The following is a 14,585-nucleotide window of genomic DNA, read 5'->3' as shown; positions in this document are numbered from 1 at the left end:
GCCGTGACCGACACCACCGCCCGGAAGCGGCTGCCATCCTTGCGGATATAGGTCAGCTCGTAAATATCTTCGATGCCGCGCGAGGCCTTGAACACCAGCGCCTCGAACCCCGGCGTAATCGGCGTTCCGAGTTCGACGCTCAGCGCCTCAGCGCGCGCGATCACTTCCTGCGGATCGGAAATCTCGGCAGGGGTGATCTTGTTCATCACTTCGGCGGCCGTGTAGCCCAGCATGCGCTCGGCGCCGACGTTGAAAATCTGGATCACGCCCTGGGCGTCGGTGGCAATACTGGAGAAATTGGCGCTGTTGAAAATCGCGTCTTGCAGGGCGCCTGCCTTGAGCAGTGTTTCCTGACGCCGAAACTCCATGACGCCATCGGAGGCCCCTGGCTTCCCGCCTGCTCCATCCCCTGAATCGTTTGTCGGCATAGACGTTTCCTCTCCGGCTCTAATAAATCACACCAGTAATGGGCCGGTTCAAGACGGCGCCCTACTGCGGAGCAAGCTCGCGGTTTGCCACTGAAAGGCGCACGCTGGTGGCAAGGAGGCGGTATTGAAACTGATAGTAACAGACGGACAATCCAGCGCAATCAGGGGGTGAGCCCTTTTTTTTGTTGACTCCTGGAGTTCCACCGCGCAGGGCTGGACGAATGGACGGGATGGGTTTAGCGCACCCGTCCACTCCCCCAAGGCGACTTGTTGCTGAATCATTCCGAGAAATTGTTTGAGTTCAGGCGTTTGCGGATTCGAAAACACCTGGTCCGGCGCGCCAGTTTCGTGTACCCGGCCCTGGTGCATGAAAACAGCGTCGCGAAAGCGACGCCGCTAGCGTCTTTCCCGATGCCTGGCGGCCGGGGGCGCGTTAGGCTTGTCATCAAGGAGACCTCATGAACCGCGCCCATTTCAAGTTCTGGCCGAAACGCCTGCCGCATCGCATCACGCCGCCTGTCACCTCGCTGTGGCACAACCTGGTGGTCAGCGCCCTGCGCTTTCCGGACAAGGCGGCGCTGGTATTTTTTGGCCGCGTGTTCACCTATGCCGAGGTGATGGAAAAAGCCGAGCGGCTGGCCGCCACCCTGCAGGCCCTGGGTGTTCAAAAGGGCGACCGGGTGGTGCTGGACATGCAAAACTGCCCGCAGTGGGTGATCGCCAACTTTGCGATCCTGCGCGCCGATGCGGTGGTGGTGCCGGTCAACCCGATGAACCGGGCCGAAGAGCTCAAACACTACATCACCGACCCGGACACCCGGGTGGCCATCATTGCGGCCGACCTGGCCCCCGAGCTGGCGCGGGCCGATGCCCAGCTTGCGCCCGGCGAGCGCCTGCGGCACATGATCGTGACGCATTACAGCGACGCCTTTGATCTCTCCGCGCAGCAGGGCGAGCAGGCCCTGCCTGCTGCCTGGCAGGAGTGGCTGGGCACACGCCATGCCTTGCCGGTGTTGGATAGCGGCGCGGTGATGGACTGGGCGGATGCCTTGCGCGGCGATGCCGCCACGCTGTCGCCCCACACCGCCACGCCGCAGGACCTGGCGGTACTGCCCTACACCAGCGGCACCACCGGGCTGCCCAAGGGCTGCATGCATACCCATGCCAGCATCATGCACAACGCGGTGGCCAGTGGCCTGTGGGGCAACAGCACTTTTGAAAATGTGGTGCTGTCGGTGGTGCCCATGTTTCACATCACAGGCATGGTCTCGGTCATGCACGCGTCCATCTATGGCGGCGCCACGCTGGTGGTTATGCCGCGCTGGGACCGCGAGCTGGCTGGGCGGTTGATCTCGCGCTGGCGTGTGACGCACTGGACCAACATCCCGACCATGGTGATCGACCTGCTGGCCAGCCCCAACTTTGCGAGTTTTGACCTGGGCAGCCTGAGCTACATAGGCGGCGGCGGTGCGGCCATGCCACAGGCGGTGGCCCAGCGCCTGTGGGAGCAGTACGGTCTGCGTTTTGCCGAGGGTTACGGCCTGACCGAAACCGCCGCGCCCTCCCACAGCAACCCGCCCGACGCGACCAAGCAGCAGTGCCTGGGCGTGCCTTTTGTCAGTGTTGATTCCCGCGTCATCGACCCAATCACCCTGCAAGAGATGCCGCAGGGTGAGCAGGGCGAAATCATCATGTGCGGGCCACAGAATTTTTCAGGTTACTGGAAGCAGCCTGAAGCCACGGCGGCGGCGTTCATCGAGTTCGATGGCAAGCGATTCTTCCGGTCCGGCGACCTGGGGAGGGTGGACGAGGACGGATACTTCTTCATCACCGACCGTCTCAAACGCATGATCAATGCGTCAGGCTTCAAGGTCTGGCCGGCCGAGGTGGAGGCCCTGATGTTCAAACACCCGGCCATTCAGGAGGCCTGCATCATCTCCACTCGCGACGCTTACCGTGGCGAGACCGTCAAGGCGGTGGTGGTGCTGCGGCCCGCAGCAAAGGGCAACACCAGCGAGGAAGACATCATTGGCTGGTGCCGGGACAACATGGCGGCCTACAAGTACCCGCGAGTGGTGCAGTTCGTTGATGCGCTGCCGAAAAGCGGCTCGGGCAAGGTGATGTGGCGCGCCCTGCAGGAGGCGGAGAAGGCCTGAGCCTGCGGGGGCGGCGGGTTCTCGTCGACCTGTTGACCTGTTGACCTGTTGACCAGGTCTAGACCGATGCCCAGAACACCGCAAACCAGTCCTTCGGATCAGTCCAGTGGTTGATTTGCGTGAAGCCGGCTCGCCGCAGCAGCGCAGACATGGACGCCACGGTGTATTTGTAGGAGCTCTCGGTGTGAATGCGCTCGCCGCCGCGAAACACCCTTTCACCGCCCGGCCAGCGCACGGTCAGGTTCTTTTGCGCCTGCAGATGCATCTCGATGCGTGATTCGGCCTCGTTGAACAGGGCCAGGTGGCGCCACTGCCGCTCATCAAAATCAGAACCGAGCAGGCGGTTGACATGGCGCAGCAGGTTTTTGTTGAAAGCAGCCGTTACGCCCAGGGTATCGTCATAGGCAGCCTCCAGCGTGGCTTTGTCCTTCACAAGGTCAATGCCAAGCAGCAGGCCGCTGGCGCCGCCCTGCGCCGGGTCGGCAATACGCTGCAAGAAAGCCTGCGCCTGCGCCGGCGAGAAATTGCCCAGGCTGGAGCCGGGGTAGAAAAACACCCGGTCGTGTTGCTGCACCTCGGGGGGCAGAACCAGGCCGGTTGAAAAATCCATGCCCACGCCGACGATGTTCAGTGCCGGAAAAGCACTTTGCACCTGCTCTGCCGCTTCACGCAGGAAGTCCACCGAAATATCCACCGGCACGTATTGCTTCGGCTGCAGGTGCGGAATCATCCGGCTGGCCTTGGCGCAGTTGCCGGCGCCCAGATCAATCAGGCAGGGGCGCCGGATGCCGGCGTCGGCCAGCGCCAAGGCCATTTGTGCATGGGCGACGTCGAAAATACCGGCTTCCGTGCGCGTGGGGTAGTACTCGTCGAGACCCGTGATGGCCTCAAACAGTTTGGAGCCCAGGGCGTCGTAAAAATACTTGGGAGAAACGCTGGCCGCCGGGGTAACCAAGCAGTCGGCGAGTTCCTGCGCGGCGCTGACCGCCTGCCCGGTGGAAGGTTCGCTGTAGCGGTTGATGAACTGCGGGGAAGCTGGCGCCAGAGCCAGACCGGTGAGCTTGAGCGGTAAGTTCAAAATGGAAATTTCAAAAAGTATGCAGGGACTTTAAAAGAAGTCGGATAACCGTGTTTGTAGGACTGATTCGCTTTGCACGCAAGGGATTAAATAAGGAGCAGGAATGACCCGTAGCGTGCTCTTTGAAAGCGTCCGTGATGCCCCCAGCCAGTATGTCCCCCAGTCGGCTCTGTCCTCGATTTCTAAGACTTCGGTAACAGCAGATCGGTGGTACCCGGCTGCACCCAGCGGGCAAATTCGCGCGTGGTGTCCATGCAGCCGCCGTCCTGGTAGACGCCGCGCGGGTCGCGGTAGCGCTGCATCAAGGCCAGGATGTATTCAGTTTCTGTGGCGTCCAGCCTGCTGGCGGCCACCAGTGTTTCGACCCGGCTTTCGTCGATGCGTGCCTGCCCCTGCTCATCGAGGTACAGGGCGTTGCGCCAATGAAAAATCTCCAGGCATTTGTCGGCCAGCGTATACGGCTGCTGGTACTTCCAGAAGTTCGCGAACAGGCCTGCACCGAGGTAAATCACCCAGGAGCCTTCATAACCGGAGGCCTCCGACGATGCCTCATGCGGGTTGCGAAACCAGACCCTGTCACCGGGCACAAAATAACGCGGCGGCAGCGGCGCCTCCATCGAGCCCTGCTCGCGCAGAAACACCTCATGAAACTCGCCCGACATGATGGGCCGCTCGGTCCACAATGCCTGCAACTGCCGGAGCATGGCGGGATGACAATGCGCCAGTTCCTCGGCGATGCCCAGCAGGATCACGTACTCGGTGGCGCGGTAACACGAAAAAGAATACAGCGTGCCTGACACATCGGGCTGGGTCGCCTTGGCAAGCGCTGTAGCCAGGACGGCGCCGGGCAGGATGACAAAGCCGCAATCCTCCTTGTAGGTCCAGCAGTCGCTGGGCCGTTCGGCCTGGCTGGTGTGAAAGGACAGCATGGTTTTGCGCGCGGCCCGCACGATGTTGCCGCGAATGGCCACTGCAGACACCAGCTCGTTGATGCCGGGAAACGCCACCGGGATGGGCGCCACCAGCAGCGCAAGCACGATTTCACGGGTGAGGTCGGCCCCACGTTGTTCGGTGTCAAGTTGCAGCCTGCCGGCCAGGCCCAGCGTGTCGTGCCCCGGTGCCCAGTCGGCCGCCTGGTCTGCAGTCAGGCTGAAGCACATGGCCTGGCCTGTCGTATCGAGCACGTTGCTGGCGACAACGCAGTGGGCCAGGTCCAGCGCGTCCAGCCGCGCCAACATGTTTTGCTTTGCCTGCGCAATGGTCTGGCCGGCCTCGGGCCGGAGCAGGATGCCGCCAGCTGGTCTGGCCGCTTTGCCCGATTCGTTCATGCGCGCCATCTCCTCCGGGCGGTTGCTTTCAGCATTGTTCAATACATCCCGCAGGGGCCTTCTGTCCCGCAGTTGCAGGTCAATATACCCCAGGCTTTTTGTCTAGAGACTAACCCGTGGCGCGGGAGCGCGGCCCGGAACCGGGCTACCGCGTCCGTGCTCAGGGCAGCTCAAGTCGGCGTTTGCTGCTGAATTGCCTGCGCTGCTTGGTGAACGGATCGTCAAAGCTGATGGCCTGCGCCAGCAATTGCAGGGGAAAGCGGTAGTCGTCCTCAGGCGTCGGGTCCTGTGGCGGGTAGACACGGTCGTTGACGATGGGCAGGCCCAGCGCAAACATGTGCACGCGCAGCTGGTGCTTTTTGCCGGTCACCGGGCTCAGCCCATAACGCGCGAGCCGCCCGCTGACCTCCAGCACGTCGATATGGGTTTCGCTGTTGGCCGGCCCGGGCACCTCGGCCTGGCGGAAAAACGGTTGGCCTTCGACGATGCGGCTGCTGCGCACCCGGGGAAAAGCGATGTCTGCCCGCCATGGCGCGATGGCTTCGTAGCGCTTGTTCACTGTGCGTTGCCGAAACAGGTCCTGGTAGGCAGCGCGTTCCGTGGGCTGCACCGAAAAGAGCACGATACCAGCAGTCTCGCGGTCAATGCGGTGGAGGGGGCTGAGGCTGTCGAGCCCCAGACGGTTTTTCAGTCGCACCAGCAGCGTCTCCTGCAAGTAAGGCCCCGACGGGGTCACCGGCAGAAAATGCGGTTTGTCCACGACCACCAGGTGTTCGTCCTGGAACAGCAGCTCCTCGTCAAACGGGATGCGGGTTTCGGGAGGCAGGGCGCGGTAGTAATACAGCCGCATGTGGCCGCGGTAGGCACGCTCCGGTGTGACGGCCTCGCCGAACTCGTCCACCACCGAACCGTCCCCCATGCGTTGCAGCCACACGGCGAGCGGAATATCCGGGAAACGCTGGACCAGAAAGTCGGTGAAGGTCGGCCAGCCACCACCGGGCAGGCTGACGCAGCTGGGGCTCACGCCGGCGCGCACAGGCAGGCCGCCGAATTTATTTGCCCCCACGCTTGTCGCTTCGCGTGCCTTCGGCGGCGCGCTGCCCCTTGCACGAAGAAGAGGGGCGCTGTGCCTGCGGACTGGCAAAGCCAGATCCGCGGCCCCTGCTGGTGAAGAGAGAGCCCGGGAGACCGTACGGGCCTGGGCATCTACAGTTTTAAGGGGCTTGGACACGCGTAAACACCAGGTCCCAGACACCGTGCCCGAGCTTGATGCCGCGGTTTTCGAATTTGGTGAGCGGTCGGTAATGCGGCTTGGGCGCATAACCACCGCCGTCGCCTGCGGTGTTTTTGAGCAGCGCTTCGGCCTGTAACACCTCCAGGATTTGCTCAGCATACGGCTGCCAGTCGGTGGCGCAGTGCAAGTAGGCGCCGGGTTTGAGCCGCGTCACCAGTTGCGCAATCAGCGGTGGCTGGATCAGCCGGCGTTTGTTGTGTTTTTTCTTGTGCCAGGGATCGGGAAAGAAGATGTGCACGCCGTCCAGGCACTGCGGCGCGAGCATATGCGCCAACACTTCGACCGCATCGTGCTGCAGGATCCGGATGTTGGTCAACTCCTGCTCGCTGATGCGTTTGAGCAGCGCGCCGACGCCGGGGGTATGGACTTCGCAGCAGAGAAAATTTTTCTCCGGCATGAGCGCTGCAATGTGAGCGGTGGCTTCGCCCATGCCAAAGCCAATTTCGAGAATGGTCGGGGCTGCACGGCCGTAGATGGCCGCAAAGTCCATCGCTCCTGGCGCATAGGGCAGCAGGTAGGCCGGCCCCACGTCCTCGAACGCCTTGGCCTGAGCCACGGTCGTGCGCCCGGTGCGCCGCACAAAGCTGCGGATGGTGCGGGGATGGGCGGCCGGCGCGGCGGGAAGGGAGGGATCGCTGGGGGGAGTGGATTCAGTCACGCCCTGATTTTACGGGCGCGGCTCCGGATGCAGCGTAAAGCGCGGCCCACTGCGCCACGGCCTGGGTCAACCAGTCCGTCACACTGCTGGCGGCCGGTGTGATGCCCAGCACCTGGCCCGCGGCGGTGAGGCTGGCCAGCGGGTTGCTGGTGTCCAGCGCCTGGGCGCCGTTTTGTTTGGAAAGCTTTTCGCCGTCCACGCCCAGCACCAGTGGCACATGCAGGTAACGCGGCGTGGGCAGGCCCAGCGCGCACTGCAGCAGGATTTGCCGCGCTGTGTTGTCGGTCAGGTCCCTGCCCCGCACCACGTCGGTGATGCCCTGCGCGCCGTCATCCACCACCACCGCCAGCTGGTAGGCCCACAGGCCATCGGCGCGTTTGAGCACAAAGTCACCCACAGCCTTTGCCACGTCCTGCCCTTGTTCGCCAAGCCAGCGATCCTGCCAGATCAGGGTTTCATTTGCTCCTGAATCAGGAGCTGCTTGCGCCCGCTGCATAAGGGCTGAAGCCCGATTTGATGCATATTTTTCAGTCAGGAAGCGCCAGGCCCGCGCAGGACGGCCCTGCAGCCCGTCGCGGCAGGTGCCGGGATAGACCAGCTCGCCATGGCGTGCATGCGGCTGGCCGGCCGCAGAAAGCGCCTGCGCAATCTCTTGGCGCGTGCAGGCGCAAGGGTAGGCGAGTTGCCTGGCGATGAGCGTATCCAGCGCGGCCTGGTAGTGGTCACCGCGCCGGGACTGGTACAACGGCTGCGCGCCGGGCCGCAACCCGCACGCGGCCAGTTGCTGCAGGATCAGGAGGTCGGCGCCCGGCACGCAGCGCGGAGCGTCAATGTCTTCGATGCGGACCAGCCACTGCCCGCCATGGGCGCGGGCATCGAGCCAGCTTGCGAGCGCCGCGACCAGCGAGCCCGCATGCAGCGGCCCGGTGGGAGAAGGCGCGAATCTGCCGATGTATGTGGCCACCACGCTTGTCGCTTCGTGAGCCTTCGGCGGTTCGCTGCCCCTTGCCCAGGATAAAGGGGCGCTGCGCCTGCGGCCCGGCGAAGCCGGTTCCGCGGCCCCTGCTGGTGAAGAGCGAGAGCGCATGCTGGTCACTTCATTCATCCGCTCGTCCGGGCCTGTCGATGGATGCCCGCGAGCCGGGTTAACAGATTTTTCGACGGGCCGCCCCTAGGAAAATACGCCCCCTCGGAGGGCAGCGCATGACACGAAGTGCAAAGCGTGGGTGCTAACAGACAGCCAAAGCCATTTCAAGTCCGGAGACAAACCCGTCTTCCACCCGGTGGCCCAGGCACCAGTCGCCGCAGCTGCCGATGCTCGACTTGGGGTCCCACAAAAAGGACTTGCCCAGAACCTCGGTGGTCTGGGCGTAGCGCCAGCGGTGCACCGCCGCATGGGGCGGTTGCGCGCGAATGCCAGTGACCTCGGTAAACGCCTTGAGCAGTTTGGCCTTCACTCGCTCGTCATCGTCTTCGAGGTGGCGCTCAGACCACTCGGGGCTGGCCTGCACGGTCCAGCGCTCGATGGCGCTGCGCCCGGGCTTGGACGATTCGCGCGCCAGCCAGGCAATGCGGTGGTGGGTGCTGCGCGCGGCATTCCACTGAGGCCCCAGGTGGGGCAGGGTGGGCTGCAGGGCCTGCGGAAAGGCCAGCATCAGCGTCCAGCACGGGGCGATGCTGACACCGCTGAGCGCGGGCATCAACGCCTTGCCCTGCTGCGAGCTCAGCAGCAACGCATGGGCCTGCGGCGAGGGCACAGCCAGGATCACGGCATCGAAGCCCGAGTACACCAGGCTGCGGGCGCCGGGGCCTTCGGTCTGCAGTTGCCAGCGCTGCGGGTGCAGCTTGTCCGCCTCCATACGGATCACCTGGGTTTGCAGCACCAGCGCGTCGGCTGCGGCCAGCGGCTGGGCCCATTGCCTCAGCAGCGCGTTCATACCCGGTGTCGGGACCCAGTGCGCCTCCTTGGGGGGCAGCGATGAAGCCACCACGCGGCCGGCCTCGTCAAGAATGCGCACGGTGTTGGCGCTCCAGGGCCGTACCAGGCCGGCGCTGGTGGCCAGGGCTTTTTCGAAACGTGCGTCGCGAACAGTGAAATACTGCGTTCCATGGTCGAAATCGCCGAACTCCGTGTGGCGTGTGGCCATGCGGCCGCCGGGGCTGCTACTTTTTTCAAACACCGTGACACGGTGCCCGGCCTGCATCAGCGTGCGTGCGCAGGTGATGCCGGCCATGCCCGCACCGACCACGGCGTAGTGCCGGGGCGCCTGCGGCGAGGAGCGCGCGGCGGTGGCTGCTGAGTTTTTGGATGGTTTGCTGGCGGATTTTGTTTTTGCTGTCATGGCTGAACTCTACACGTTGTGATGGCGCTCCAGCAATGCCCGCTGTGTTTGCGGCCTGGCCAGTTGCTCCAGCCACCAGTTCAGCGCGCGGCCACTGGCGGGCGGCATGGCCGTCGGGGTACCGGCTTTGCCGCTTCTTTTTGCAGGCGCCGGCGCTGCGCTGTGGCCGCGCCAGGCGTAACTCATGGCGACGGCGCTGCGCGGCCGGTCGACAGCCTTGATGACCAGGCGGCCGCTGTCGATGTAGGGCCGGGCCAGGCATTCGGGCAGGAAGCCGCAACCCATGCCGCGCAACTGGGCTTCCAGCTTGTAATGCATGGTGGGGACGGTCAGCACGTCCTGCCCGCCCAGCAGGCCCATGCTCAGGCCGCCGCCGCGCAGCGTGGTGTCGGCCACCGCCACCGCCCGGTGTTGTTGCAACTGCGCATCGCTGATGCTGCCGCTTTCGCCGGCCAGCGGATGGTGCGGCGCCACCGCAAACACAAACGGTAGCGCGCCCATGGGCCGGCTCAGGATGCCGCGTGACTGCGTGACTTCCACAACGCAGCCAATCGCCAAATCGGCCTGGCCCAGCACCAGGGTTTCCCAGGTGCCCGACAGTGTCTCGGAGCGGATGCGCAGGCGTGTTGGCGGACTCAGTGCGTAGAAGGCTTCGCACAGTTCAAACAAGGTGGTGCTCGAAATCACCCCGTCCGCGGTGATGGTGAGTTGCGGCTCCCAGCCGGTAGCCACGCGTTTGACGCGGTGTGCCACCGCGTCCAGTTCGAGCAGCAGGCGCTTGCCCTCGCGCAGCAATTCGTGGCCGGCCTCGGTCAGCTTCGCCTGGCGCGAGGAGCGATCGAACAGCAGCACATCGAGTGCGTCTTCAATCTGCCTCACCCGGTAGGTCAGTGCGCTGGGCACAACGCCGAGTTCGCGTGCTGCGCCCGCCATGCTGCCGGTGCGGTGCACGCTGTCGATCATGCGGAGCGCTTCAGGAGTCAGGGCATCACGAATGGCGGTCATCTGCTTAGTCGTTCAAAAAATTTGAATGATGCCATCAAAACCCGTCAATGACCCAACGTGACCACGCCCCTACATTGGAGTCATCCAACAACAACGCACCGAACAACAACACAAGAAAGGACATTCACCATGTTGACACTGCGCAAATCCAGCGACCGCGGTTACGCCGACCACGGCTGGCTCAAGTCTTTCCATTCTTTTTCCTTTGCAGGCTATTACGATCCAGAGCACATGGGCTTTGGCAACCTGCGTGTGATCAACGAAGACCGCATCGCCCCTGGAACCGGTTTTGGCACCCACGGCCACCGCGACATGGAGATCATCAGTTATGTGCTCAGCGGCGCCATCGGGCACAAGGACAGCATAGGCAACGGCGCGTCGATCCCGCCGGGCGACGTGCAGCGCATGAGTGCCGGCAGCGGCATCCAGCACAGTGAGTTCAACCACGCCACCGATGCCACCACCCATTTCCTGCAGATATGGATCGAGCCGAACGTCAAGGGCATCCCGCCCGGCTACGAGCAGAAAACCTTTGACGCCAGCGAAAAACGCGGGGCACTGCGGCTGGTGGCCTCCCATGACGGGGCGGGAGGATCGGTGACCCTGCATGCCGATGCCAGGCTGTATGCCGGCCTGTTTGATGGCGACGAAAGCGCCGTACTCGCGCTGGATCCGCGGCGCAAGTCCTATGTTCAACTGGTGCGCGGTCAGTTGCAGGTCAACGGCCAGGCACTCCAGGCTGGTGACGCGGCGCAGCTCGAAGGCGAAAGCCGGTTGGAGTTGTCCGGTGGCGAGGACGCCGAGGTGCTGGTCTTTGATCTGGCGGCCTGACTTGCCGCCACGGAACTTTCATTGCACTATTGCATACTGATCTTCGCGCGTGTGCGCGGAGGTTCAGTTTTTTTTGTTTTCCTGTATCGATTTCCAATCACTTTTCCAGAGGGCTCACCATGCTTCATTCACTGCAAAACCCGTTTTCCCTGCTCGGACGCGTGCTGATCGCACTGCTGTTCATTCCCGCCGGCTTTGGCAAGATCGCCGGCTTCGCGGGGACGGCTGGTTACATTGCCTCCAAGGGCGTGCCGCTACCCGAAGTGGCGGCTGCCCTTGCCATCGCTGTCGAACTCGGCCTGGGCTTGCTGCTGCTGGTGGGCTTGCAGACGCGCTGGGCCGCGCTGGGTATCGCTATCTTCACCGTCGTGATCACTTTCATCTTCCATGCCTACTGGAATATGCCGGTCGAGCAGGTCATGATGCAAAAGCAGGCCTTCTTCAAGAACATCGCCGTTGTCGGCGGCCTGCTGACCATTGTTGCCTGGGGTGCGGGCGCCTGGAGCGTGGACGCAAAACTCAAAGGCTGACAGCCGGCCGTGTTATTGATAACTGAAAGGACAAGTCTTGACAAATATCGTGGTGGTTTATCACTCTGGTTACGGCCATACCCAGCGCATGGCGCAAGCCGTGGCCAACGGGGCCAGCGCCCAATTGCTGGCCATTGATGCAGATGGCAATGTGCCCGATGGCGGCTGGGAGCAACTCAAGGCGGCGGACGCCATCATCTTCGGCTCGCCGACCTACATGGGCAGTGTCAGCTGGCAGTTCAAGAAGTTTGCCGACGCATCTTCGAAACCGTGGTTCAGCCAGGACTGGAAAGACAAACTCGCAGCCGGGTTTACCAACAGTGCGGGCATGAATGGTGACAAGCAGGGCACCTTGACCGCACTGTTCACACTGGCCATGCAACATGGCATGGTCTGGGTCAGCCAGGGGCTGATGCCGTCGAACACCAAGGCGGCGAAGCGTGACGACGTCAATTATCTGGTGTCATACAGCGGCGCGATCGCCCAGTCACCGTCCGACAGCGGCGCCAGCGAGATGTCCGCCGGTGATCTGGAGACTGCGAGACTGTTTGGTCAACGGGTGGCGGGCGTGGCAGCCCGATTCCACCGCTGATCCTGCGTCTGCTGCGTTGCCTGAAAGAAGGCTGAGATGCCAGTGATGTTGACCCTCGGTGGCCACGACAAGGACCTGGGCGGCGGCTTCAAGGTGCGCCGCTTGCTGCCTGCGGCGCAGCGGCAGTCGGTCGGGCCCTTCCTGTTTTTCGATCATTTCGGCCCTGTCACTATTTCTCCAGGCGGCTCGCATGATGTGCGTCCGCATCCGCATATCGGCCTGGCCACCGTGACTTATCTGTTCGACGGCGCGATCATGCACAGGGACAGTCTGGGTTGCGTGCAGCGCATTGCGCCGGGCGCCATCAACTGGACGACGGCCGCGCGTGGCATTGTGCATTCCGAGCGCGGGCCGCAGGACCTCAAGGCCAGCAGCTATATCAACCACGGCATCCAGCTCTGGGCCGCGTTGCCGCGCGAGCACGAAGAGACCGCGCCCGACTTTGAACACACCCCAGCCGAGGCGATTCCTTCGCTGGCGCTGGGCGAAACGCAGGTGCGTCTGCTGATCGGCGAAGCCTTTGGCCAGAAATCGCCCGTCAGGACCTTCGCGCCCACGCTGTACCTCGATGTGCAGCTGGCCGCTGATGCCGCGTTCGAGTTGCCGCCATTGACGCATGAACTGGCGGTTTACGCCGTGGACGGCGACATCACGATCGATGGCGAAATGTTGCCGGCCCACAGGCTGGCGGTGCTGGCGCCGGGTGCTACGGTGACCCTGTTGGCCGGCCAAGCTACGCGCCTGATGGTGATTGGCGGTGATGCGCTCGACGGGCACCGCTTCATGTGGTGGAATTTTGTGTCCAGTCGCAAGGAGCGCATTGTGCAGGCCTCGCGCGACTGGGAGGCCCAGACCATGGGCCAGGTGCCGGGTGATGCGGAACTGATTCCCCTGCCCGAGCGCCGCTTTACTGCGGAGTGAGTCACGCGCTCAGGTGATATCGCGCGTCAGCCGCAGGCCGCTGAATTGCCACTGCGCGTCGGGCGGAAAGAAGTTGCGGTAGCTGGCACGTGCGTGGCTTTGCGGCGTCGCGCAGGAGCCGCCGCGCAGCACAAGCTGGTTGCACATGAACTTGCCGTTGTACTCGCCGACCAGGCCTTCCCAGGGCCGGTAGCCGGGGTAGGGGGTGTAGTTGGACTGCGTCCACTCCCAGACATCGCCAAACATCTGCGCCGGGCTACCGGGGCTCTGCTGCTGCAGCGGGATCGGGTGGTAGGCAGTGCCCTCGATAAAGTTGCCCTGGGCGGCCTGCTGGGCCGTCACGCTGCGCGCGGCCAGTTCCCATTCAAACTCGGTCGGCAGCCGCGCGCCGGCCCAGCGTGCATAAGCGTCCGCTTCAAAATAACTGAGGTGACATGCCGGGGTGTTAGGGTCCACCTGCACCAGGCCTTGCAGCGTGAAGTTCTGGTAGAGCCCGCCGTCGGCGTGGGCCTGCCAGTAGAGCGGCAAGGTCGCCCCGGTGTTCTGCACCCAATCCCAGCCCATGGACAACCAGAGCGCGGCACGCCGGTAGCCGCCGTCCTCAATGAAGGCCATCATCTCGCCGTTGGTGACCAGTCGGCTGCCGATTTCAAACGGGGCGATGTACACCTTGTGGCGCGGTGTTTCGTTGTCAAAGGCAAACAGGCCGTCCGTCGCCGTGTCGAAGCCATGCTCCAGCAGACCGCCTGCAAAAGGCAGCCAGTGCAGCGGCTGCGGGCTGATGCCAGCCAGCGGCCAGTGGCGCGCGTAGGCAGGTTGGAGCGGGTTGAAGGACAGCGCGTGTTTGATGTCGGTGAGCAGCAGTTCCTGGTGCTGCTGCTCGTGGTGCAAGCCCAAGGTGACCAGCCCCACCAGCTCCTCGCGGTCGGGATGGCCTGGCTCCCAGCGCTGCCCAAGCACGGCCAGCATGCGTTCATTGACCTGAGCCCGGTAGGCCAGCACCTCCTGAAGGCTGGGCCGGCTGATCAAGCCGCGCTGCGGACGCGGGTGTTTGTCGCCCACGCCGTTGTAATAACTGTTGAACAGCACGCGGAAACTGGCGTCAAACGGTTTGAAGCCGTTTTCATAACGCTCAAGAATGAAAGTTTCGAAAAACCAGGTGATGTGTGCCAGGTGCCATTTGGCAGGGCTTGCATCGGCCATGGATTGCAACTGGCAATCCTCAGCAGTGAGCGGCTTGATCAGCGCTTCAGTCTGCTGGCGGACTTGCTGGAAGCGGCCGGACAGGCCGGAGGGCGCCATGGCTGGACGCAGTGGATGCCGGGCGGGTTGGGGTAAGGGCATGTTCAATAACGGTTAGCCGGCAGGGGGCCGACTTTTTCCGATTCAGGTCTTGAGGTTTAACAGCTTTCCACGCTTCTC

The 14,585-nt window shown here is 63.4% G+C and carries 14 protein-coding genes and 1 pseudogene; 5 read left to right on the top strand and 10 right to left on the bottom strand.

Annotation, left to right across the window (positions count from 1 at the left end; all coding sequences use genetic code 11):
* Positions 1-368 (bottom strand): PAS domain S-box protein (locus ACESMT_RS08075; RefSeq protein WP_372826052.1); only part of this gene is annotated, 368 nt, incomplete at its 3' end.
* 333 nt (positions 369-701) lie between these two features.
* A pseudogene (locus tag ACESMT_RS08070) lies at positions 702-803 on the bottom strand (amino acid ABC transporter ATP-binding protein); the annotation flags it as partial.
* An 83-nt stretch (positions 804-886) separates the two neighbouring features.
* Here ACESMT_RS08070 and ACESMT_RS08065 point away from each other — a divergent pair.
* Positions 887-2,584 carry a long-chain fatty acid--CoA ligase gene (locus tag ACESMT_RS08065; RefSeq protein ID WP_372826051.1) on the top strand — a complete coding sequence of 566 codons (1,698 nt, stop codon included), beginning with the start codon at positions 887-889 and terminating at the stop codon, positions 2,582-2,584.
* Between the two features lie 58 nt (positions 2,585-2,642).
* Here ACESMT_RS08065 and egtD read toward each other — a convergent pair whose 3' ends face one another.
* The 7 genes from egtD to ACESMT_RS08030 all read right to left on the bottom strand — a co-directional run bounded on the left by egtD (position 2,643) and on the right by ACESMT_RS08030 (position 10,289).
* Positions 2,643-3,662 (bottom strand): L-histidine N(alpha)-methyltransferase, encoded by a 1,020-nt coding sequence (gene egtD, locus ACESMT_RS08060; protein WP_372826050.1) that lies wholly within the window; start codon positions 3,660-3,662, stop codon positions 2,643-2,645.
* A gap of 182 nt (positions 3,663-3,844) precedes the next feature.
* A complete protein-coding gene (locus ACESMT_RS08055) occupies positions 3,845-4,990 on the bottom strand; it encodes a hypothetical protein (RefSeq protein WP_372826053.1) in 1,146 nt (381 codons plus the stop codon).
* A gap of 160 nt (positions 4,991-5,150) precedes the next feature.
* A complete protein-coding gene (locus ACESMT_RS08050) occupies positions 5,151-6,056 on the bottom strand; it encodes a pseudouridine synthase (protein WP_372826049.1) in 906 nt (301 codons plus the stop codon).
* Positions 6,057-6,204: 148 nt separating this feature from the next.
* Positions 6,205-6,942 carry a tRNA (guanosine(46)-N7)-methyltransferase TrmB gene (gene trmB / locus ACESMT_RS08045; protein ID WP_372826048.1) on the bottom strand — a complete coding sequence of 246 codons (738 nt, stop codon included), beginning with the start codon at positions 6,940-6,942 and terminating at the stop codon, positions 6,205-6,207.
* Positions 6,935-7,909, bottom strand: coding sequence for a tRNA glutamyl-Q(34) synthetase GluQRS (gene gluQRS / locus ACESMT_RS08040; RefSeq protein ID WP_372826047.1), 975 nt, complete (start codon positions 7,907-7,909; stop codon positions 6,935-6,937). Before gluQRS ends, trmB begins: the two co-directional genes overlap by 8 nt.
* A gap of 262 nt (positions 7,910-8,171) precedes the next feature.
* Complete coding sequence (locus tag ACESMT_RS08035; RefSeq protein WP_372826046.1) at positions 8,172-9,284, bottom strand: NAD(P)/FAD-dependent oxidoreductase; 1,113 nt, start codon at positions 9,282-9,284, stop codon at positions 8,172-8,174.
* A gap of 9 nt (positions 9,285-9,293) precedes the next feature.
* Positions 9,294-10,289: a LysR substrate-binding domain-containing protein gene (locus ACESMT_RS08030; RefSeq protein ID WP_372826045.1), complete on the bottom strand. Its 996-nt coding sequence runs from the start codon at positions 10,287-10,289 to the stop codon at positions 9,294-9,296.
* Positions 10,290-10,418: 129 nt separating this feature from the next.
* Between ACESMT_RS08030 and ACESMT_RS08025 the strand changes: the two genes are divergently transcribed.
* From ACESMT_RS08025 to ACESMT_RS08010, 4 genes are all read left to right on the top strand, one after another.
* Positions 10,419-11,120, top strand: coding sequence for a pirin family protein (locus tag ACESMT_RS08025; RefSeq protein ID WP_372826044.1), 702 nt, complete (start codon positions 10,419-10,421; stop codon positions 11,118-11,120).
* Between the two features lie 119 nt (positions 11,121-11,239).
* Complete coding sequence (locus ACESMT_RS08020) at positions 11,240-11,650, top strand: DoxX family protein (protein ID WP_372826043.1); 411 nt, start codon at positions 11,240-11,242, stop codon at positions 11,648-11,650.
* A 37-nt stretch (positions 11,651-11,687) separates the two neighbouring features.
* Positions 11,688-12,242: a flavodoxin family protein gene (locus ACESMT_RS08015; RefSeq protein WP_372826042.1), complete on the top strand. Its 555-nt coding sequence runs from the start codon at positions 11,688-11,690 to the stop codon at positions 12,240-12,242.
* A 36-nt stretch (positions 12,243-12,278) separates the two neighbouring features.
* Positions 12,279-13,163, top strand: coding sequence for a pirin family protein (locus tag ACESMT_RS08010; protein WP_372826041.1), 885 nt, complete (start codon positions 12,279-12,281; stop codon positions 13,161-13,163).
* A 9-nt stretch (positions 13,164-13,172) separates the two neighbouring features.
* On the opposite strand, the gene egtB is transcribed toward ACESMT_RS08010, so the two are convergent.
* Positions 13,173-14,465: an ergothioneine biosynthesis protein EgtB gene (egtB, locus tag ACESMT_RS08005; RefSeq protein WP_372826040.1), complete on the bottom strand. Its 1,293-nt coding sequence runs from the start codon at positions 14,463-14,465 to the stop codon at positions 13,173-13,175.
* Positions 14,466-14,585 lie beyond the last annotated feature (120 nt).

The sequence above is a fragment of the Polaromonas sp. genome (assembly GCF_041689105.1).
Taxonomy (GTDB): Bacteria; Pseudomonadota; Gammaproteobacteria; order Burkholderiales; family Burkholderiaceae_C; genus Polaromonas.
This window is presented reverse-complemented; position numbering and strand designations above follow the sequence as displayed.